Below are 17,371 nucleotides of genomic sequence, written 5' to 3' on the forward strand. Positions count from 1 at the left end.
ATCCCTGTTTTATTTATGGTGAGTTAAAAAAAGAAAAACCCCGGGGCAAGCCCCAGGGTTTCGGTGAGCGCTAAACATAATGTTGTACAACAAATGCTTATTTGTCGCCCAGCTGCTCTGACATCGTGTTGCCCGGGTTCGGCGTGCGTGGTTCATCAACCGGACGCGGCGCCTGAGGCGTACCATTGCTGTCAGAGTTATTGGTGCCGTTTGGATCTTCCCAGCCCGCAGGCGGACGCACTTCACGACGCGCCATCAGGTCATCAATCTGCGGCGCATCGATGGTTTCATATTTCATCAGCGCATCTTTCATCGCGTGCAGAATATCCATATTGTCAGTCAGGATCTGACGAGCGCGATTGTAGTTACGTTCAATCAGCGCTTTCACTTCCTGGTCGATGATACGCGCAGTTTCATCAGACATATGTTTCGCTTTTGCGACGCTACGGCCGAGGAACACTTCGCCCTCTTCTTCCGCATACAGCAGCGGACCAAGTTTGTCGGAGAAGCCCCACTGAGTCACCATGTTACGCGCCAGGTTAGTCGCGACTTTAATATCGTTCGACGCCCCGGTAGAAACATGTTCGGCACCGTAGATGATCTCTTCCGCCAGACGACCGCCGTACAGGGTGGAGATCTGGCTTTCCAGTTTCTGACGGCTGGCGCTGATCGCGTCGCCTTCAGGCAGGAAGAAGGTCACGCCCAGCGCACGACCGCGCGGGATAATCGTCACTTTGTGCACCGGATCGTGTTCCGGCACCAGGCGACCGATAATCGCGTGGCCCGCTTCGTGGTACGCGGTCGACTCTTTCTGCGCTTCCGTCATCACCATGGAGCGACGTTCGGCACCCATCATGATTTTGTCTTTCGCTTTCTCGAACTCAACCATCGACACTACGCGTTTGTTGCCGCGTGCGGCAAACAGCGCCGCTTCGTTGACCAGGTTCGCCAGGTCCGCACCGGAGAAGCCCGGCGTACCGCGCGCAATGATCGCCGCATCAATATCCGTCGCTAACGGTACGCGACGCATATGCACCTTCAGAATCTGCTCACGACCGCGAACATCCGGCAGGCCTACCACCACCTGACGGTCGAAACGACCAGGACGCAGCAGCGCCGGGTCAAGGACGTCCGGACGGTTAGTTGCGGCGATAACGATGATACCTTCGTTACCTTCGAAGCCGTCCATCTCAACCAGCATCTGGTTCAACGTCTGCTCACGTTCATCGTGACCGCCGCCAAGACCTGCGCCACGCTGGCGACCGACGGCGTCGATTTCATCGATGAAGATAATGCACGGCGCCGCTTTCTTGGCCTGTTCGAACATGTCACGCACACGAGACGCGCCGACACCGACGAACATTTCCACAAAGTCAGAACCGGAAATCGTAAAGAACGGCACCTTCGCTTCACCCGCAATGGCTTTTGCCAGCAGGGTTTTACCGGTACCCGGCGGGCCGACCATCAGGACGCCTTTCGGAATTTTACCGCCCAGCTTCTGGAAACGGCTCGGTTCACGCAGGTATTCAACCAGTTCCGCCACTTCTTCTTTCGCTTCGTCACAACCCGCAACGTCAGCAAACGTGGTTTTGATCTGATCTTCCGTCAGCATACGCGCCTTGCTCTTACCGAACGACATGGCGCCTTTGCCACCGCCGCCCTGCATCTGACGCATGAAGAAGATCCAGACGCCGATCAGCAACAGCATCGGGAACCAGGAAATGAAGATAGAAGCCAGCAGGCTTGGCTCTTCAGGTGGTTCGCCAACAACCTTGACGTTTTTAGTCAGCAGGTTATCAAGCAGCTTCGGATCATTAATCGGAATGTAAGTCGTGTAACGGTTACTATCTTTCTTGGTAACGTTGATCTCACGTCCGTTGATACGCGCTTCGCGAACCTGGTCCTGATTGACCTCTTGCAGGAAGGTAGAGTAATCCACCTTACGGCCATTAGACTCGCTGGGCCCAAAGCTCTGGAATACTGACATCAGCACAACGGCAATGACCAGCCAGAGTATTAGGTTTTTCGCCATGTCACTCAAGGGATTAACCTCTTATTACAACTGTGTTAAAAACAGCGTCAGGATACTCTATATCCAGTTTCTTTCAAACCTTACGTCTGAAATCTGCCGGTTATCACTTTCGCCCGGTCGCTACAATGTACACTTCACGCGAACGCGCACGCGAAGAGTCCGGCTTACGAACTTTAACCTTCGTAAACAGGGAGCGAATTTCCCTTAGATACTCATCGAAACCTTCGCCCTGGAACACCTTCACTACAAAACTTCCGCCTGGCGCCAGCACATCGCGGCACATCTCTAACGCCAGCTCCACCAGATACATGGCGCGGGGGATATCCACCGCCGGTGTTCCGCTCATGTTTGGTGCCATATCCGACATGACAACTTGTACTTTACTGTCACCCACGCGTTCCAGTAACGCTTTCATGACAAGTTCATCACGAAAATCGCCCTGAAGAAAGTCCACACCAACGATAGGATCCATAGGTAAAAGATCACAAGCGATGATGCGGCCTTTGCCGCCAATCTGCGTGACCACATACTGTGACCAGCCTCCTGGCGCAGCGCCGAGATCGACTACCGTCATTCCCGGCTTAAAAAGTTTGTCACTTTGCTGTATTTCATCAAGTTTAAACCAGGCACGGGAGCGTAGCCCCTTTTTCTGCGCCTGTTGAACATATTTATCGCTAAAGTGTTCCTGAAGCCAGCGGCTTGAGCTGGCAGAACGCTTTTTACCTGTCATTTAACTTTCCCGTCGGGGCAGTTCATCGTAGCCAATGGCGTAAATTTCTACACGCCTATTTGGCGATATAAGGGAGATGGCGGTAGAATGACCCGTTTTCAATCCCAACGTAAGCAAAAATATACGATGAATCTGAGTACTAAACAAAAACAGCACCTAAAAGGTCTGGCACATCCGCTCAAGCCTGTTGTTATGCTTGGCAATAATGGTTTGACCGAAGGGGTACTGGCCGAGATTGAACAAGCGTTAGAGCACCATGAACTTATCAAGGTGAAAATCGCCTCGGAAGATCGCGAAACAAAAACCTTGATCGTGGACGCTATCGTGCGCGAAACCGGCGCCTGTAACGTACAGGTCATCGGTAAAACGCTGGTGCTGTATCGCCCAACTAAAGAGCGTAAAATCTCGCTGCCGCGTTAAGGATATCCTAAAGTCGAACACAAAATCTGTGTAAAACGAGGGGTTTTCCACGAGCAGGAGAGCAAAATGCCACGCTCTCTCCGTTGATAAAAGGCCGCTATGCGGCCTTTTTCCTTTCTTTACAATACACCAACAATTTGCGTATTGAGTACTGCTTAAAGGTATTCCACTTTAAGCACTTCGTATTCCACATCACCGCCAGGCGTTTTGATCACCACGACGTCATCCTGCTCTTTGCCGATCAGGCCGCGAGCGATTGGCGAGTTTACCGAAATGAGATTTTGCTTAAAATCCGCCTCATCATCGCCAACAATACGATAGGTCTGCTCTTCGTCGGTGTCCAGGTTCAGCACCGTGACGGTAGCGCCGAAAATCACGCGACCATTGTTCGGCATTTTAGTGACATCAATCACCTGCGCATTCGACAGTTTTGCTTCGATATCTTTAATGCGCCCTTCGCAGAAACCCTGCTGTTCGCGTGCAGCATGATACTCCGCGTTTTCTTTTAAATCGCCATGTTCGCGCGCTTCGGCGATAGCGGCGATGATTTCAGGACGGCGCACAGATTTCAGAAAATCCAGCTCTTCGCGCAGTTTTTCGGCTCCGCGTAAGGTCATCGGAATAGCTTGCATTTGTTATACCTCTTGAACATTCCTGTAGGGGGCAATGAACTCTACCCCGGCTGCTAAGCCAGCCCCGGCATATGCCATACCAGGGTCAGAAGCAAAAAAACACCAACCCGGGCGCGCAGTCCCAGGTCAGCTACAATTTCCTCTTTGATAACCATTTTACCCTGGAGTTCCCTATGGGTCATCGTTTACTTTTTAGGGCGTTGCGCCGTAGTATGACGGCTTGTTTCCAGGGTGTTAGCGCGAGATTATGCGATTTTCCAGATTTATCATCGGATTGACCACCAGTATAGCGTTCAGCGTTCAGGCCGCGAATATTGACGAATACATCAAACAGCTTCCGGCCGGCGCCAACCTCGCGCTGATGGTGCAAAAGATTGGCGCGCCCGCGCCGGCTATTGATTATCATAGTCAGCAGATGGCGCTTCCCGCCAGTACCCAAAAGGTGATTACCGCGCTGGCGGCGCTGATTCAACTCGGCCCGGATTTCCGTTTTACGACCACGCTGGAGACTAAAGGCAACGTCGATAACGGCATCCTGAAAGGTGACTTAATTGCGCGATTCGGTGGCGATCCAACGCTAAGACGTCAGGATATTCGCAATATGGTCGCGACGCTGAAAAAGTCAGGCGTCACGCAAATCGACGGTAATGTGCTTATCGACACGTCGATTTTCGCCAGCCACGATAAAGCGCCAGGCTGGCCGTGGAACGACCTGACGCAGTGTTTCAGCGCGCCTCCCGCCGCCGCCATTGTTGACCGCAACTGTTTTTCTGTGTCGCTTTATAGCGCGCAAAAACCAAACGATTTAGCCTTTATTCGCGTGGCCTCTTATTATCCGGTAACGATGTTCAGCCAGGTACGGACTCTGCCGCGCGGTTCGGCAGACGCGCAGTATTGCGAGCTGGATGTTGTGCCTGGCGATTTGAACCGTTATACGCTTACCGGCTGTTTACCACAGCGCGCCGACCCGCTGCCGCTGGCCTTTGCTATTCAGGACGGCGCCAGCTACGCGGGCGCGATCCTCAAGCAGGAACTGAAAGAGGCCGGGATAACTTACCGCGGCACGCTGCTGCGCCAGACGCAGGTTAACGAGCCCGGAACGATCGTCGCCAGTAAACAGTCGGCGCCACTGCACGATCTGCTTAAGATTATGCTGAAAAAGTCAGACAACATGATCGCCGATACTGTTTTTCGGATGATTGGTCATGTCAGGTTTAACGTGCCTGGCACCTGGCGGGCGGGATCGGATGCCGTTCGCCAGATCCTGCGCCAACAGGCGGGAATTGATATCGGCAATACCATTATTGCCGACGGTTCCGGTCTTTCTCGCCATAACCTGATCGCTCCCGCCACGATGATGCAGGTGCTGCAATATATCGCCCAACACGATAACGAGCTGAACTTTATCTCTATGCTGCCGCTGGCGGGCTATGATGGTTCATTGCAATACCGCGCCGGGCTGCATCAGGCGGGCGTAGACGGTAAGGTTTCGGCGAAAACCGGGTCGCTGCAGGGCGTGTACAACCTGGCGGGCTTTATTACCACCGCAAGCGGGCAACGGATGGCATTTGTACAGTATTTGTCCGGCTACGCGGTTCCACCTGCCGATCAGCGTAATCGCCGAATCCCGCTGGTACGCTTCGAGAGTCGGTTGTATAAGGATATTTATCAGAATAACTGAGTGCATTATTGCCGGATGGCGGCGCTAACGCGTCTTATCCGGCCTACAACGAACATAATAAAACGGGCCGCAAATGTGGCCCGTTGGCTTTTGTAGGCCGGATAAGCGTTAGCGCCATCCGGCTACGAGATTAACGTTTGTAGATGAACTCGACGCCTTCTTCGTCGTCTTCATCCCAGTCGTCATCCCAGTCATCGTCTGCGTCTTCTTCCACTTCAGCCAACTGCTGGCGATGATAATCGTCCCACATGAACTCGACTTTTTCCGGCTGTTTTGCTTCTTCAGCCTGCGCGATCGGATTCTCGATGATAAAGGTCATCACATCCCAGCAGAGATCTTTCACCCCTAGCTGACTGGCAGCGGAAATCAGATAGTATTTCCCTTCCCAGCCCAACGCTTCGGCGATCGCTTTCGCTTTCTCTTCCGCTTCGGTTTTATCCATCAGATCGATCTTGTTGAACACTAACCAGCGCGGTTTAGCCGCCAGATCCTGGCTGTATTTTTCCAGTTCGCCAATAATGATACGGGCGTTTTCCACCGGATCGGAACCGTCGATCGGATCGATATCAATGAGGTGCAGCAGTACGCGGCAACGTTCGAGGTGCTTCAGGAAGCGAATCCCCAGGCCCGCGCCTTCCGCCGCGCCTTCGATCAACCCCGGAATGTCAGCCACCACAAAACTCTTTTCGCTGTCCATACGTACCACGCCCAGGCTCGGCACCAGCGTGGTAAACGGATAGTCCGCGACTTTCGGTTTTGCTGCCGATACCGCGCGAATGAACGTTGATTTACCGGCGTTTGGCATCCCCAGCATCCCGACATCCGCCAGCAGCATCAGTTCCAGCAGCAGGTCGCGCTTATCGCCCGGCGTACCATTGGTTTTCTGGCGCGGCGTACGGTTAACCGAGGATTTAAAACGGGTATTGCCTAACCCATGCCAGCCGCCCTTCGCGACCAACAGACGCTGACCGTGTTTGGTCATGTCGCCCATCGTTTCACCGGTTCCCTGGTCGATAACGCGCGTACCGACCGGCACTTTAATGGTCACGTCTTTACCGCGTTTACCGGTACAGTCGCGGCTCGCGCCATTCTGACCACGTTCAGCGCGGAACGATTTTTCAAAGCGGTAATCGATCAGCGTATTCAGGTTTTCATCGGCTTCCATCCAGACGTCGCCGCCGTCGCCGCCATCACCGCCGTCCGGGCCGCCTTTCGGGATATATTTTTCGCGGCGGAAGCTCACACAGCCATTACCGCCATCGCCTGCAACGACCAGAATCGATGCTTCATCAACAAACTTCATTTTATTCTCCGTAAATCATTCGCCTGAGCGGGGTTGCGAAACCACCGTTTCATGCTTACGTAAACCGCCCCAAATACGATGACCAATGGCGGAATACATCGCGCCCGCAACCACGACAAACGCACCGAGATAACCTAAAAGGTTTAACATCGGTCTGGCGAAGAAATCGGGCCAGGCCATAGATAAAAGATCTGAAAACAGCAGGGTAAATAGCGGTGTAAGCGTGATTATCGCGCTCACCTGCGCCGCCTGCCAACGCGCCATCGCTTCCGCCAGGGCGCCATATCCTACCAGCGTATTTAGCCCGCAGAAAATCAAACAGGCGAGCTGCCAGTCGCTCAGTTGCGCTATCACCATCGGTTTTGCCAGCGGCAAGAGCGCTATCGTACATAAAGTGTACAGTAAAAACAGGATCTGCTGCGAGGCCAGACGTCGCAATAATACTTTTTGCGCCACGCCATAGCTCACCCACACCATCGCCGCGCCTACGCCAAAAATAACGCCCCAGGTGTAGTCGGTCAGTCGGGTAAAAATCTCGATCAGACTGGTGTTAAAAAACATCACCAGCCCGCTCAATAACATCAGCGCGCCAATCACCTGCGTACCGCGCATCTTTTCTTTCAGAATAAAGACGCTGGCGACCATCATGCCAACCGGCGAGAGCTGGCCGATAACCTGCGACGCGGTTGGGCTTAAATATTGCAGGGAAGAACTGAACAAAATGAAATTACCGAACAGTCCGCAGGTCGCTATCGCCAATAACACCAACCAGCGCGGCTTACGAAAAATACGCAGCGGCGGCAGCTTTCTTTTTACTGCCAGTATCGCCCCGAGGCCAATACTGGCCATTAAGAAGCGGTAGAAGACAATGGTTGAAGGCTCCATCACCTCCAGCACTTGCTTCATTGCTATTGGCAACGCTCCCCAGCACATCGCGGTAGTGAGCGCTAAAAGAATGCCAATGCCTGCCTGCTGCTTCATGCCGTGTTCCCTGCAAAGACCCGTTAACGGCATTCACACAGCCACACGGGTATATTTTAGTCGGCCATCGAATGTAAAAAGCCCCGCAACAGGTGCGGGGCTTTCATCCGTTACCGGACCACAAAAAACTTACTCAGCAACGATGCTGATGTATTTACGGTTTTTCGGGCCTTTAACTTCGAATTTCACTTTACCGTCTGCTTTAGCAAACAGAGTGTGGTCACGACCGCAACCAACGTTGGTGCCAGCGTGGAATTTAGTACCACGTTGACGAACGATGATGCTGCCTGCCAGAACTGCTTCACCGCCAAAGCGTTTTACGCCCAGACGTTTAGCTTCAGAATCGCGACCGTTACGAGTCGAGCCGCCAGCCTTTTTATGTGCCATTTAATCTGCTCCCCTAATCTTAAGCGCTGATGCCGGTAATTTTCACATCAGTGAACCACTGACGATGGCCCTGCTGCTTACGGTAGTGTTTACGGCGACGAAACTTAACGATTTTAACTTTCTCGCCACGACCGTGGGCAACAACTTCAGCTTTGATTACGCCGCCATCAACGAAAGGAACGCCGATTTTGACTTCTTCACCGTTTGCGATCATCAGAACTTCAGCGAACTCGATAGTTTCGCCAGTTGCGATGTCCAGCTTTTCCAGGCGAACGGTCTGACCTTCGCTTACTCGGTGTTGTTTACCACCACTTTGGAAAACCGCGTACATAAAAAACTCCGCTTCCGCGCACACCTTTCAATGATTCAGAGCGCGCTATAAATATTCACAATAGGGCGCGAATATTACGCAAATTGCACGGCTTTGACAAGTGCTACCATCAATACATGAAGAAAAAAAACACAACGCATACGGTAACGTTTATCTGCGGCGTTTTTTCAGTACAATCAGGGTATATTTCTAACCATAAACCCTACGTTACCTCATTCAGACATGGGATAATCGGGGCGATAAGCCCGGCTTTTGCGATGAATTTAGAAAAAATCAACGAGTTAACCGCGCAAGATATGGCGGGTGTCAATGCGACAATCCTTGAACAGCTTAATTCCGACGTTCAACTGATTAATCAGCTAGGATATTACATTATTAGCGGCGGCGGAAAACGCATTCGTCCGATGATTGCCGTTCTTGCCGCACGCGCGGTGGGTTATCAGGGTAACGCGCACGTGACTATCGCCGCTCTGATCGAGTTTATCCACACGGCGACGCTGCTACATGATGATGTGGTGGATGAATCCGATATGCGTCGCGGCAAAGCGACGGCAAATGCCGCTTTCGGTAATGCCGCCAGCGTGCTGGTCGGCGACTTTATCTATACCCGCGCCTTCCAGATGATGACCAGCCTCGGCTCGTTAAAAGTGCTGGAAGTGATGTCGGAAGCGGTCAACGTGATTGCAGAAGGTGAAGTGCTGCAATTGATGAACGTGAATGACCCGGACATTACCGAAGAAAATTACATGCGGGTGATTTACAGTAAAACGGCGCGTCTGTTCGAAGCCGCCGCCCAGTGCTCCGGTATTCTTGCCGGTTGTACGCCTGAGCAAGAGAAAGGGTTGCAGGACTATGGCCGCTACCTTGGTACGGCTTTCCAGCTCATTGACGATCTGCTGGATTACAGCGCCGACGGCGAGCATCTCGGTAAAAATGTGGGTGATGACCTCAATGAGGGCAAACCCACCTTACCGTTGCTTCACGCCATGCGCCACGGTACGCCAGAACAGTCAGCGATGATCCGTACCGCTATTGAACAAGGTAATGGCCGTCATCTTCTGGAACCGGTTCTGGAAGCGATGACCACCTGCGGCTCGCTGGAATGGACGCGTCAGCGAGCGGAAGAAGAAGCCGACAAAGCGATATCCGCGTTGCAGATATTGCCGGATACCCCATGGCGTGAGGCGCTAATCGGTCTCGCACACATCGCGGTGCAGCGCGATCGTTAATGCCGTTCTCTTATCCCGCGTACTACGCGGGATATCCCATTAAGTTCCAATAAACTCCAGATACTTTGTTCCCTGTCTTTTCATATAGCCATATAGGGCTTCCCCTGGCATATTCTGAATATTGCTGCCACTTACATGAACTTTTTAGAACATTCTTTCACGAAGCGTTATAGTATCGAACGTCGTCGGGTTGTTAAAACCGTAAGTGATTAACCTAAGGAGTGATGGATGTATGGAAAGCAAGCTTATTGACTGGCATCCGGCCGATATCATTGCCGGACTACGTAAAAAAGGGACTTCAATGGCCGCTGAGTCACGTCGGAATGGATTGAGTTCATCCACGCTGGCCAATGCATTAACGCGCCCGTGGCCGAAAGGAGAGTTGATTATCGCGAAAGCATTGGGAACGGAACCCTGGGTTATTTGGCCATCGCGTTATCACGATCCGCGCACGCATGAGTTTATCGACAGAACGCGGCTTATGAGAGCGCGTAATAAAAACAAACAGAATGTAGAGTAAGTGCCTGTAAAACAACCCCCGCATCGCGTTCGCGGGGGTTATTCAGCGTACAGAAGGTTATTCGCCTTTCACGCGTTCAATATTCGCGCCTAGCGCGCGCAGTTTGTCTTCGATGCGCTCATAACCGCGATCGATGTGATAAATGCGATCCACAATCGTCGTGCCTTCCGCAATACAGCCCGCCAGCACCAGGCTCGCAGATGCCCGCAGATCTGTCGCCATGACCTGGGCGCCAGAGAGCGTTTCTACACCATGGCATATGACGGTATTGCTTTCAATTTCCGCACGCGCGCCCATGCGGCTGAGTTCAGGCACGTGCATAAAACGGTTTTCAAAGACGGTTTCAGTGATAAAGCCCGTCCCTTCCGCCACCAGGTTCAGCAACGTGAACTGCGCCTGCATATCGGTCGGAAATGCCGGGTGCGGCGCGGTACGGACATTGACCGCCTTCGGCCGTTTGCCGTGCATGTCCAGACTAATCCAGTCCTCGCCCACTTCGATATCCGCGCCAGCATCGCGCAGTTTCGCCAGTACCGCGTCCAGAGTGTCCGGTTGCGCGTTACGGCAGAGGATTTTGCCGCGAGAGATCGCTGCCGCCACCAGGAAAGTCCCCGTTTCGATACGATCCGGCAGCACACGATAAACGCCGCCGCCCAGACGCTCTACGCCCTCGATCGTAATACGATCGGTGCCCTGCCCGGCGATCTTCGCCCCCAGCGTAACCAGGAAGTTAGCGGTGTCGACAATTTCCGGCTCGCGCGCGGCGTTTTCAATGATGGTCGTCCCTTCCGCCAGCGTAGCTGCGCACATAATGGTGACGGTCGCGCCGACGCTGACCTTATCCATCACGATATGCGCCCCTTTAAGACGTCCTTCGACGGAGGCCTTTACGTAGCCCTCTTCCAGCTTGATGGTCGCACCCAGTTGTTCCAGACCGGTAATATGCAGATCAACCGGACGCGCGCCGATAGTACAGCCCCCCGGCAGAGAGACTTGTCCCTGACCAAAACGGGCAACCAGCGGCCCCAGCGCCCATATCGAGGCGCGCATGGTCTTAACCAGATCATAAGGCGCGCAGAACACGTTCACCTGGCTGGCGTCAATGTGTACCGATCCATTGCGTTCCACTTTCGCGCCTAATTGGCTCAGGAGCTTCATCGACGTATCCACGTCTTTCAGTTTTGGAACGTTTTGGATCTCTACCGGTTCTTCTGCCAGCAGAGCGGCGAACAGGATCGGCAGCGCGGCGTTTTTGGCGCCGGAAATTGTGACTTCGCCCTGGAGCGTCGTTGGCCCCTGTACACGAAATTTATCCATTATTGTATTCTCAGTTAAGCATTCATCTCCGCTACCGGCAGGTTACCCGTAGCTTAAAATCCGTTAAGTTTACGATCGCGCGCCCATTCCGCCGGGGTATATGCTTTGATCGATACGGCATGGATACGGTTGTCCGCAATGTACTCCATTAGCGGCCCATAGACCGTTTGCTGTTTCTTGACCCGGCTCATGCCGTCAAACATCTCGCCCACGGCAATAACCTGAAAGTGACTGCCATCGCCGGAGACGTGGACTTCCTGGAGGGAGAGGGCATTCATCAGCACACTCTGAATTTCATGATTTTCCATGGGTTCTTTATTCGTCAAATAGTGAAAACAGCCCAACATCTTAGAGCAAAGTCGCGCCGTCTTAAATAAGCAAAAGATTACGCTGATAAATCAGCGCGGTAAAAGTGCCGGATGGTGCTGCTAACGCAACTTATCCGGCCTACGGGGATCATGCGAAGTGTAGGCCGGATAAACCATCCGGCATTCATTACATACGGGGAAGTACGTCTTCGGGCAAGTTATATAATTGCGCCAGCGCGTAAACCTTGTCGTTAACGCCAGACAGCGACACGGCATTGCCCTGCTTTTTTGCCTGGTTCACAAGGTGCGCCAGCAGCGCCAGTCCCCCCGTATCCACCCTGGAGATCTGGCTCAGGTCGATACGGGTAACGCCAGTCATCGCTTCTACGCGCGCGTCCCATAGCGGCGCCAACACGTCCTGATCCAGCTCTCCCGCCAGCACCAGAGTGTCCGCCTCACGCGTCCAGGTGAGTTGCGGCGTCATTACTGTTTCTCGTCCAAAGTAATTTTCTGTTGAGAGATAGATTTCAGTTGTGCGGTCAGGCCGTCGATGCCTTTAGTACGCAGCAGATCGCTCCACTCATTTTGCTTGGTGGTGATCATGCTGACACCTTCCGCAATCATGTCATACGCCTGCCAGTTGCCGGTCTGAGTGTTTTTGCGCCACTGGAAATCCAGGCGTACCGGCGGACGACCGTTGGGATCGATAATCGTTACACGGATAGGCACAATGGTCGCATCGCCCAGCGGTTGCTCAGGCGCTATCTGGTAAGTCTGACCGTGGTACATCGCCAGCGCCTGACCGTATGCCTGTTTCAGGTATTCGCGAAACGCTGCAAAATAGGCTTCACGCTGCGCCGGGGTTGCCTCTTTGTAGTAGCGGCCCAACACCAGCGCGCCGGCATATTTTACCTGCACGTACGGCAGAAGTTCCTGATCAACAACGTCTCGCAGGTAATCCGGATTGGCACGAATTTTCGGCTGTTCGTTTTTCAGGCGATCAAAAGTTTTCTGCGCCGCCTCGTTCATCAGTTTATAAGGATTGCTCTGATCCGCTGCCGTTGCTGCGCTTAATGGCGCAATGACCAGCAGGGCCACCATCATCAGTCGTTTAAACATGCCTCAATTCTCCTGAGATTATTTCGTTTCGCCCGCGGGCGTTGTGGCTTCAGTATGACCTTCCGTTGCGGCTGGCGCATCGCCAGAATTCTTATTGTCGTCGCCTTTGCTGTTATAAAGGAACTGGCCAATCATATCTTCCAGCACCATTGCAGACTTGGTGTCCTGAATCGTACTCCCATCTTTGAGGATAGACGTTCCCAGCTCAGGATCTTCAAAACCGACGTTTAATGCCAGATATTGCTCCCCCAGCAGCCCGGAAGTACGAATACTCAACGAGCTGGTATCGGGAATATGGTTATAACGCTCTTCGATGTCGAGCGTTACGCGCGGCAGGTATGTTTTCGGATCAAGCGAGATATCTTCAACCCGCCCGACAACCACCCCGCCGATGCGTACCGGGGAACGCACTTTCAGACCGCCGATGTTATCGAAGGTCGCATAAACCTTATAGGTCGGCTCCGTGCGCATAGAGGTCACATTTGCCGCCTTCAGGCAAACAAACAGCGCCGCCAGCAACGCTACCAGCAAAAAAACGCCTACCCAAATTTCATTTTTTTTCGTTTGCATGAACTCAATTCCCAAACATCAGTGCGGTCAGCACAAAATCCAGCCCCAGAACGGCCAACGATGCGTGAACCACGGTACGCGTCGTTGCCCGGCTAATCCCGGCAGAAGTCGGTATTGCGTCATAACCGTTGAATAACGCAATCCATGTTACCGTAATGGCGAACACCACGCTCTTTATCAGACAGTTCACCAGGTCCATACGCCAGTCGACGGCATTCTGCATCGCGGACCAGAAGAACCCGGCGTCGATTCCCTTCCAGCTTACGCCGACCAGCGAGCCGCCCCAGATACCGACCGCCACAAAGATAATGGTCAGTAGCGGCAATGAAATCACGCCCGCCCAAAAGCGCGGCGAAATCACCCGGCGCAATGGATCGACCGCCATCATCTCCATACTGGAGAGCTGCTCCGTCGCCCGCATCAGGCCGATTTCCGCCGTCAACGCCGACCCGGCCCGCCCGGCAAACAGCAACGCCGCGACCACCGGCCCCAGCTCGCGCAGCAGCGAAAGCGCCACTAACATGCCAAGACTGGTCTCCGCGCTGTAAGTAGTCAGAACCAGATAGCCTTGCAGCCCCAGCACCATACCGATGAATACGCCGGAGACAATAATGATAAGCATCGACAAGACGCCCACATTATAAAGCTGGCGCACCAGCAGCGGCGCATGTTTGCGAAACTCCGGCTTACCGATAATCGCATTGAATAACATTAACCCGGCGCGCCCGAACGTCCTGACGGTTTTGATCCCGCTGTGTCCGAGTGCTGCCAGCGCATTTAACAGCATGAGTGGCTTAACTCCCTGTTTCGAGTAAATCAAGGTGATAGTCGCCCGCCGGATAGCGGAACGGAACCGGCCCGTCGGCAATACCGTCAAGGAACTGACGCACGCGCGGGTCCGTATTCTCCTGCAACGCCTGAGCGCTACCGTGAGCGACGATTTTTTTGTCCGCCATGATCCAGGCGTGATCCGCAATACTGAGCACCTCTGGCACATCATGCGAGACCACCACGCAGGTCACGCCCAGCGCGCTGTTCAATTCTGAAATCAGCTTCACCAGAACGCCCATGGTAATCGGGTCCTGGCCGACAAACGGCTCATCGAACATGATGAGATCCGGTTCCAGAGCGATGGCGCGCGCCAACGCGGCGCGGCGCGCCATCCCACCGGAGAGCTCGGAAGGCATCAGTTTTGCCGCGCCGCGCAGCCCGACAGCTTCCAGTTTCATCATCACGACGCTTTTTAGCAGCGGCGCGGGTAAATTGGTGTGCTCCCGTAGCGGATAGGCCACATTGTCAAACACGTTCATGTCGGTAAACAGTGCTCCCGACTGAAACAGCATACTCATACGTTTGCGGACGGTGTAGAGCCGCGAACGGGACATGGCCGGCACATTCTCGCCATCAAATAAGATCTCGCCCTTATCCGGCGGGATCTGTCCGCCAATCAGGCGCAACAGCGTGGTTTTACCGATGCCCGACGGCCCCATGATCGCCGTGATCTTCCCGCGCGGCACCGTCAGGGAAATATTATCGAAAATGCAGCGTTCGCCACGGGAAAAGCTGACGTCGCGCATATCGACTAAATTGGCCGCAGACTGACCCATTGATTCATCCTTCGTATTGCCTTGTTGAGGTAACCATGGCGCTGAATTTAACCATGGGTTCGACATAATTACAGAATATTAACTGACAGGGTTAGCGAAAGCTGGCATTCGTTTTACTTTTTAGCCGCATAAAGTCAAAATTAGGACTTCGTTACGGCTTCCAGATATCCCTTCCAGGGGACCGGCGAGTATACCTGAAGAAAGGACTTTAGATGCTTTTAGCGATGGCGCTACTCATAATTGGTTTGCTTCTGGTGGCCTACGGCGCCGATCGTCTGGTGTTTGCGGCCTCTATTTTATGCCGTACATTCGGTATTCCCCCGCTGATCATCGGGATGACGGTCGTGAGTATCGGCACCTCGCTGCCGGAAATTATTGTGTCGGTCGCCGCATCGCTACACGGTCAGCTCGATTTGGCCGTCGGCGCGGCGCTCGGTTCTAACATCACCAATATTTTGCTGATCTTAGGGCTGGCGGCGCTGGTTCGTCCATTTACCGTGCATTCCGATGTTCTACGTCGCGAATTGCCATTAATGTTATTTGTTAGCGTGGTAGCCGGTTCCGTACTGCATGACGGACAGTTAAGTCGCAGTGATGGTATCTTTCTCCTGCTTCTGGCTGTGCTATGGCTGTTATTCATTGTTAAAATCGCGCGTCTGGCCGAACGCCAGGGGAATGACAGCCTCACCCGCGAACAACTGGCGGAGCTGCCGCGCGAAGGCGGGCTCCCCGTCGCGTTCTTATGGCTGGGCATTGCGCTGGTCATCATGCCGATGGCGACGCGCATGGTAATCGATAACGCTACGGTGCTGGCGAACTATTTCGCCATGAGTGAATTAACGCTCGGTCTGACAGTCATCGCCGTCGGCACCAGTCTGCCAGAACTGGCGACGGCGATTGCCGGCGTGCGAAAAGGCGAAAATGATATTGCCGTTGGTAATCTCATTGGCGCCAATATTTTTAATCTCGCCATCGTGCTGGGACTGCCTGCGCTGATCGCGCCGGGGGAGATCAACCCGCTGGCATTTGGGCGTGATTATAGCGTGATGTTGCTGGTTAGCGTGGTTTTCGCTTTACTTTGCTGGCGGCATCCGCGTCAGATTGGTCGGGGCGCAGGTATACTGCTGACCGGCGGGTTTATCGTATGGCTGGCGATGCTCTATTGGCTATCGCCACTTCTTGTTGGATAACTGGAAACGGATTATGTCGCATTTAGCGTTGCAACCGGGGTTTGACTTTCAGCAGGCAGGCAAAGAGGTCCTGGAAATTGAACGTGAAGGCCTGGCGGAGCTTGATCAATATATCAACCAGCATTTCACGCTGGCCTGTGAAAAAATGTTCAACTGCACCGGAAAAGTGGTGGTCATGGGGATGGGAAAATCCGGCCATATCGGACGGAAAATGGCCGCCACGTTCGCCAGTACCGGCACCTCTTCCTTTTTTGTACATCCAGGCGAAGCCGCGCACGGCGATTTGGGGATGGTTACGCCGCAGGATGTGGTTATCGCTATCTCCAACTCCGGCGAATCCAGCGAGATCGCGGCGCTAATACCGGTGCTTAAACGGCTGCACGTGCCTTTAATTTGCATTACCGGGCGACCGGAAAGCAGCATGGCGCGTGCGGCAGATGTGCATCTGTGTGTTAAAGTGCCCAAAGAAGCGTGTCCGTTAGGCCTGGCGCCTACCAGTAGTACCACCGCAACGCTGGTGATGGGCGACGCGCTCGCCGTGGCGTTGTTAAAAGCGCGCGGCTTTACCGCCGAGGATTTCGCTCTGTCGCATCCTGGCGGCGCGCTGGGACGTAAGCTACTGCTGCGTGTAAGCGATATTATGCATACTGGCGATGAGATCCCGCATGTTAATAAACATGCCACCCTGCGTGATGCGCTGTTAGAAATTACGCGTAAAAATCTCGGTATGACCGTCATTTGCGATGAATCCATGAAGATCGACGGTATCTTCACCGACGGCGATTTACGTCGCGTGTTCGATATGGGCGGCGATATGCGCCAGTTGGGGATCGCCGAGGTGATGACGCCAGGGGGCATTCGCGTTCGTCCCGGTATTCTCGCTGTCGATGCGCTGAATTTAATGCAGTCCCGCCATATCACCTCCGTACTGGTTGCTGATGGCGACCAGTTACTCGGTGTGTTACATATGCATGATCTCCTGCGTGCAGGCGTCGTGTAGAAACTCAAGGATAA

The 17,371-nt window shown here is 53.6% G+C and carries 20 protein-coding genes; 6 read left to right on the forward strand and 14 right to left on the reverse strand.

All coding sequences use genetic code 11. The annotated features are described in order from the left end of the window. Nucleotides 1-97: 97 nt before the first annotated feature. Nucleotides 98-2,032: an ATP-dependent zinc metalloprotease FtsH gene (ftsH, locus tag ACLJZ5_RS08840; protein ID WP_001107480.1), complete on the reverse strand. Its 1,935-nt coding sequence runs from the start codon at nucleotides 2,030-2,032 to the stop codon at nucleotides 98-100. A gap of 103 nt (nucleotides 2,033-2,135) precedes the next feature. Then, nucleotides 2,136-2,762: a 23S rRNA (uridine(2552)-2'-O)-methyltransferase RlmE gene (gene rlmE / locus ACLJZ5_RS08845; protein WP_000145974.1), complete on the reverse strand. Its 627-nt coding sequence runs from the start codon at nucleotides 2,760-2,762 to the stop codon at nucleotides 2,136-2,138. A gap of 126 nt (nucleotides 2,763-2,888) precedes the next feature. Here rlmE and yhbY point away from each other — a divergent pair, with 126 nt between their 5' ends. Next, a complete protein-coding gene (gene yhbY / locus ACLJZ5_RS08850; RefSeq protein ID WP_001592995.1) occupies nucleotides 2,889-3,182 on the forward strand; it encodes a ribosome assembly RNA-binding protein YhbY in 294 nt (97 codons plus the stop codon). A gap of 155 nt (nucleotides 3,183-3,337) precedes the next feature. On the opposite strand, the gene greA is transcribed toward yhbY, so the two are convergent. Next, nucleotides 3,338-3,814 carry a transcription elongation factor GreA gene (greA, locus tag ACLJZ5_RS08855; RefSeq protein ID WP_001148008.1) on the reverse strand — a complete coding sequence of 159 codons (477 nt, stop codon included), beginning with the start codon at nucleotides 3,812-3,814 and terminating at the stop codon, nucleotides 3,338-3,340. 247 nt (nucleotides 3,815-4,061) lie between these two features. Between greA and dacB the strand changes: the two genes are divergently transcribed. Continuing rightward, on the forward strand, nucleotides 4,062-5,495 hold the full coding sequence (dacB, locus tag ACLJZ5_RS08860; protein WP_001212675.1) for a serine-type D-Ala-D-Ala carboxypeptidase: 1,434 nt from the start codon (nucleotides 4,062-4,064) through the stop codon (nucleotides 5,493-5,495). 130 nt (nucleotides 5,496-5,625) lie between these two features. On the opposite strand, the gene cgtA is transcribed toward dacB, so the two are convergent. From cgtA to rplU, 4 genes are all read right to left on the reverse strand, one after another. Next, entirely contained in the window at nucleotides 5,626-6,798 is a 1,173-nt protein-coding gene (cgtA, locus tag ACLJZ5_RS08865; protein ID WP_000673556.1) for an Obg family GTPase CgtA, read from the reverse strand. A gap of 15 nt (nucleotides 6,799-6,813) precedes the next feature. After that, entirely contained in the window at nucleotides 6,814-7,779 is a 966-nt protein-coding gene (locus ACLJZ5_RS08870; RefSeq protein WP_000813052.1) for a DMT family transporter, read from the reverse strand. Between the two features lie 129 nt (nucleotides 7,780-7,908). Further along, nucleotides 7,909-8,166 carry a 50S ribosomal protein L27 gene (gene rpmA / locus ACLJZ5_RS08875; RefSeq protein ID WP_000940593.1) on the reverse strand — a complete coding sequence of 86 codons (258 nt, stop codon included), beginning with the start codon at nucleotides 8,164-8,166 and terminating at the stop codon, nucleotides 7,909-7,911. Between the two features lie 19 nt (nucleotides 8,167-8,185). After that, complete coding sequence (gene rplU / locus ACLJZ5_RS08880; protein WP_000271396.1) at nucleotides 8,186-8,497, reverse strand: 50S ribosomal protein L21; 312 nt, start codon at nucleotides 8,495-8,497, stop codon at nucleotides 8,186-8,188. Between the two features lie 257 nt (nucleotides 8,498-8,754). On the opposite strand from rplU, the gene ispB reads away from it, so the two are divergent. Together ispB and sfsB are read left to right on the forward strand one after the other, a co-directional pair. Continuing rightward, nucleotides 8,755-9,726 carry an octaprenyl diphosphate synthase gene (ispB, locus tag ACLJZ5_RS08885; RefSeq protein ID WP_001047354.1) on the forward strand — a complete coding sequence of 324 codons (972 nt, stop codon included), beginning with the start codon at nucleotides 8,755-8,757 and terminating at the stop codon, nucleotides 9,724-9,726. A 232-nt stretch (nucleotides 9,727-9,958) separates the two neighbouring features. After that, entirely contained in the window at nucleotides 9,959-10,246 is a 288-nt protein-coding gene (gene sfsB, locus ACLJZ5_RS08890; protein WP_000444168.1) for a DNA-binding transcriptional regulator SfsB, read from the forward strand. A 57-nt stretch (nucleotides 10,247-10,303) separates the two neighbouring features. On the opposite strand, the gene murA is transcribed toward sfsB, so the two are convergent. From murA to mlaF, 7 genes are all read right to left on the reverse strand, one after another. Then, the gene (murA, locus tag ACLJZ5_RS08895; RefSeq protein WP_000357288.1) at nucleotides 10,304-11,563 is read right to left on the reverse strand and encodes a UDP-N-acetylglucosamine 1-carboxyvinyltransferase; all 1,260 of its coding nucleotides are present in this window, start codon (nucleotides 11,561-11,563) and stop codon (nucleotides 10,304-10,306) included. Between the two features lie 53 nt (nucleotides 11,564-11,616). After that, the gene (gene ibaG, locus ACLJZ5_RS08900; protein WP_001518349.1) at nucleotides 11,617-11,871 is read right to left on the reverse strand and encodes a BolA family iron metabolism protein IbaG; all 255 of its coding nucleotides are present in this window, start codon (nucleotides 11,869-11,871) and stop codon (nucleotides 11,617-11,619) included. Nucleotides 11,872-12,058: 187 nt separating this feature from the next. Beyond that, complete coding sequence (gene mlaB, locus ACLJZ5_RS08905) at nucleotides 12,059-12,355, reverse strand: lipid asymmetry maintenance protein MlaB (protein ID WP_000188844.1); 297 nt, start codon at nucleotides 12,353-12,355, stop codon at nucleotides 12,059-12,061. Beyond that, nucleotides 12,355-12,990 (reverse strand): phospholipid-binding protein MlaC, encoded by a 636-nt coding sequence (mlaC, locus tag ACLJZ5_RS08910; RefSeq protein ID WP_000476475.1) that lies wholly within the window; start codon nucleotides 12,988-12,990, stop codon nucleotides 12,355-12,357. Before mlaC ends, mlaB begins: the two co-directional genes overlap by 1 nt. Before the next feature lie 18 nt (nucleotides 12,991-13,008). After that, on the reverse strand, nucleotides 13,009-13,560 hold the full coding sequence (gene mlaD / locus ACLJZ5_RS08915; protein WP_001193591.1) for an outer membrane lipid asymmetry maintenance protein MlaD: 552 nt from the start codon (nucleotides 13,558-13,560) through the stop codon (nucleotides 13,009-13,011). A gap of 4 nt (nucleotides 13,561-13,564) precedes the next feature. Then, on the reverse strand, nucleotides 13,565-14,347 hold the full coding sequence (gene mlaE, locus ACLJZ5_RS08920) for a lipid asymmetry maintenance ABC transporter permease subunit MlaE (RefSeq protein ID WP_000925786.1): 783 nt from the start codon (nucleotides 14,345-14,347) through the stop codon (nucleotides 13,565-13,567). A gap of 7 nt (nucleotides 14,348-14,354) precedes the next feature. Beyond that, nucleotides 14,355-15,167, reverse strand: a complete 813-nt coding sequence (gene mlaF / locus ACLJZ5_RS08925) for a phospholipid ABC transporter ATP-binding protein MlaF (protein ID WP_000531566.1) — start codon at nucleotides 15,165-15,167, stop codon at nucleotides 14,355-14,357. A 212-nt stretch (nucleotides 15,168-15,379) separates the two neighbouring features. Between mlaF and ACLJZ5_RS08930 the strand changes: the two genes are divergently transcribed. Both ACLJZ5_RS08930 and kdsD read left to right on the forward strand, forming a co-directional pair. Beyond that, nucleotides 15,380-16,357, forward strand: coding sequence for a calcium/sodium antiporter (locus tag ACLJZ5_RS08930; RefSeq protein ID WP_000922742.1), 978 nt, complete (start codon nucleotides 15,380-15,382; stop codon nucleotides 16,355-16,357). A 13-nt stretch (nucleotides 16,358-16,370) separates the two neighbouring features. Then, nucleotides 16,371-17,357, forward strand: coding sequence for an arabinose-5-phosphate isomerase KdsD (gene kdsD, locus ACLJZ5_RS08935; RefSeq protein ID WP_000018617.1), 987 nt, complete (start codon nucleotides 16,371-16,373; stop codon nucleotides 17,355-17,357). Nucleotides 17,358-17,371 lie beyond the last annotated feature (14 nt).

Source organism: Salmonella sp. 5800, from assembly GCF_046558195.1.
GTDB classification, from domain to species: domain Bacteria; phylum Pseudomonadota; class Gammaproteobacteria; order Enterobacterales; family Enterobacteriaceae; genus Salmonella; species Salmonella enterica.

Bases quoted from the DNA above. Each gene is read 5' to 3' on its own strand.
- ftsH (WP_001107480.1), bottom strand. From the start codon at position 2,032: ATGGCGAAAAACCTAATACTCTGGCTGGTCATTGCCGTTGTGCTGATG.
- rlmE (WP_000145974.1), bottom strand. From the start codon at position 2,762: ATGACAGGTAAAAAGCGTTCTGCCAGCTCAAGCCGCTGGCTTCAGGAA.
- yhbY (WP_001592995.1), top strand. From the start codon at position 2,889: ATGAATCTGAGTACTAAACAAAAACAGCACCTAAAAGGTCTGGCACAT.
- greA (WP_001148008.1), bottom strand. From the start codon at position 3,814: ATGCAAGCTATTCCGATGACCTTACGCGGAGCCGAAAAACTGCGCGAA.
- dacB (WP_001212675.1), top strand. From the start codon at position 4,062: ATGCGATTTTCCAGATTTATCATCGGATTGACCACCAGTATAGCGTTC.
- cgtA (WP_000673556.1), bottom strand. From the start codon at position 6,798: ATGAAGTTTGTTGATGAAGCATCGATTCTGGTCGTTGCAGGCGATGGC.
- ACLJZ5_RS08870 (WP_000813052.1), bottom strand. From the start codon at position 7,779: ATGAAGCAGCAGGCAGGCATTGGCATTCTTTTAGCGCTCACTACCGCG.
- rpmA (WP_000940593.1), bottom strand. From the start codon at position 8,166: ATGGCACATAAAAAGGCTGGCGGCTCGACTCGTAACGGTCGCGATTCT.
- rplU (WP_000271396.1), bottom strand. From the start codon at position 8,497: ATGTACGCGGTTTTCCAAAGTGGTGGTAAACAACACCGAGTAAGCGAA.
- ispB (WP_001047354.1), top strand. From the start codon at position 8,755: ATGAATTTAGAAAAAATCAACGAGTTAACCGCGCAAGATATGGCGGGT.
- sfsB (WP_000444168.1), top strand. From the start codon at position 9,959: ATGGAAAGCAAGCTTATTGACTGGCATCCGGCCGATATCATTGCCGGA.
- murA (WP_000357288.1), bottom strand. From the start codon at position 11,563: ATGGATAAATTTCGTGTACAGGGGCCAACGACGCTCCAGGGCGAAGTC.
- ibaG (WP_001518349.1), bottom strand. From the start codon at position 11,871: ATGGAAAATCATGAAATTCAGAGTGTGCTGATGAATGCCCTCTCCCTC.
- mlaB (WP_000188844.1), bottom strand. From the start codon at position 12,355: ATGACGCCGCAACTCACCTGGACGCGTGAGGCGGACACTCTGGTGCTG.
- mlaC (WP_000476475.1), bottom strand. From the start codon at position 12,990: ATGTTTAAACGACTGATGATGGTGGCCCTGCTGGTCATTGCGCCATTA.
- mlaD (WP_001193591.1), bottom strand. From the start codon at position 13,560: ATGCAAACGAAAAAAAATGAAATTTGGGTAGGCGTTTTTTTGCTGGTA.
- mlaE (WP_000925786.1), bottom strand. From the start codon at position 14,347: ATGCTGTTAAATGCGCTGGCAGCACTCGGACACAGCGGGATCAAAACC.
- mlaF (WP_000531566.1), bottom strand. From the start codon at position 15,167: ATGGGTCAGTCTGCGGCCAATTTAGTCGATATGCGCGACGTCAGCTTT.
- ACLJZ5_RS08930 (WP_000922742.1), top strand. From the start codon at position 15,380: ATGCTTTTAGCGATGGCGCTACTCATAATTGGTTTGCTTCTGGTGGCC.
- kdsD (WP_000018617.1), top strand. From the start codon at position 16,371: ATGTCGCATTTAGCGTTGCAACCGGGGTTTGACTTTCAGCAGGCAGGC.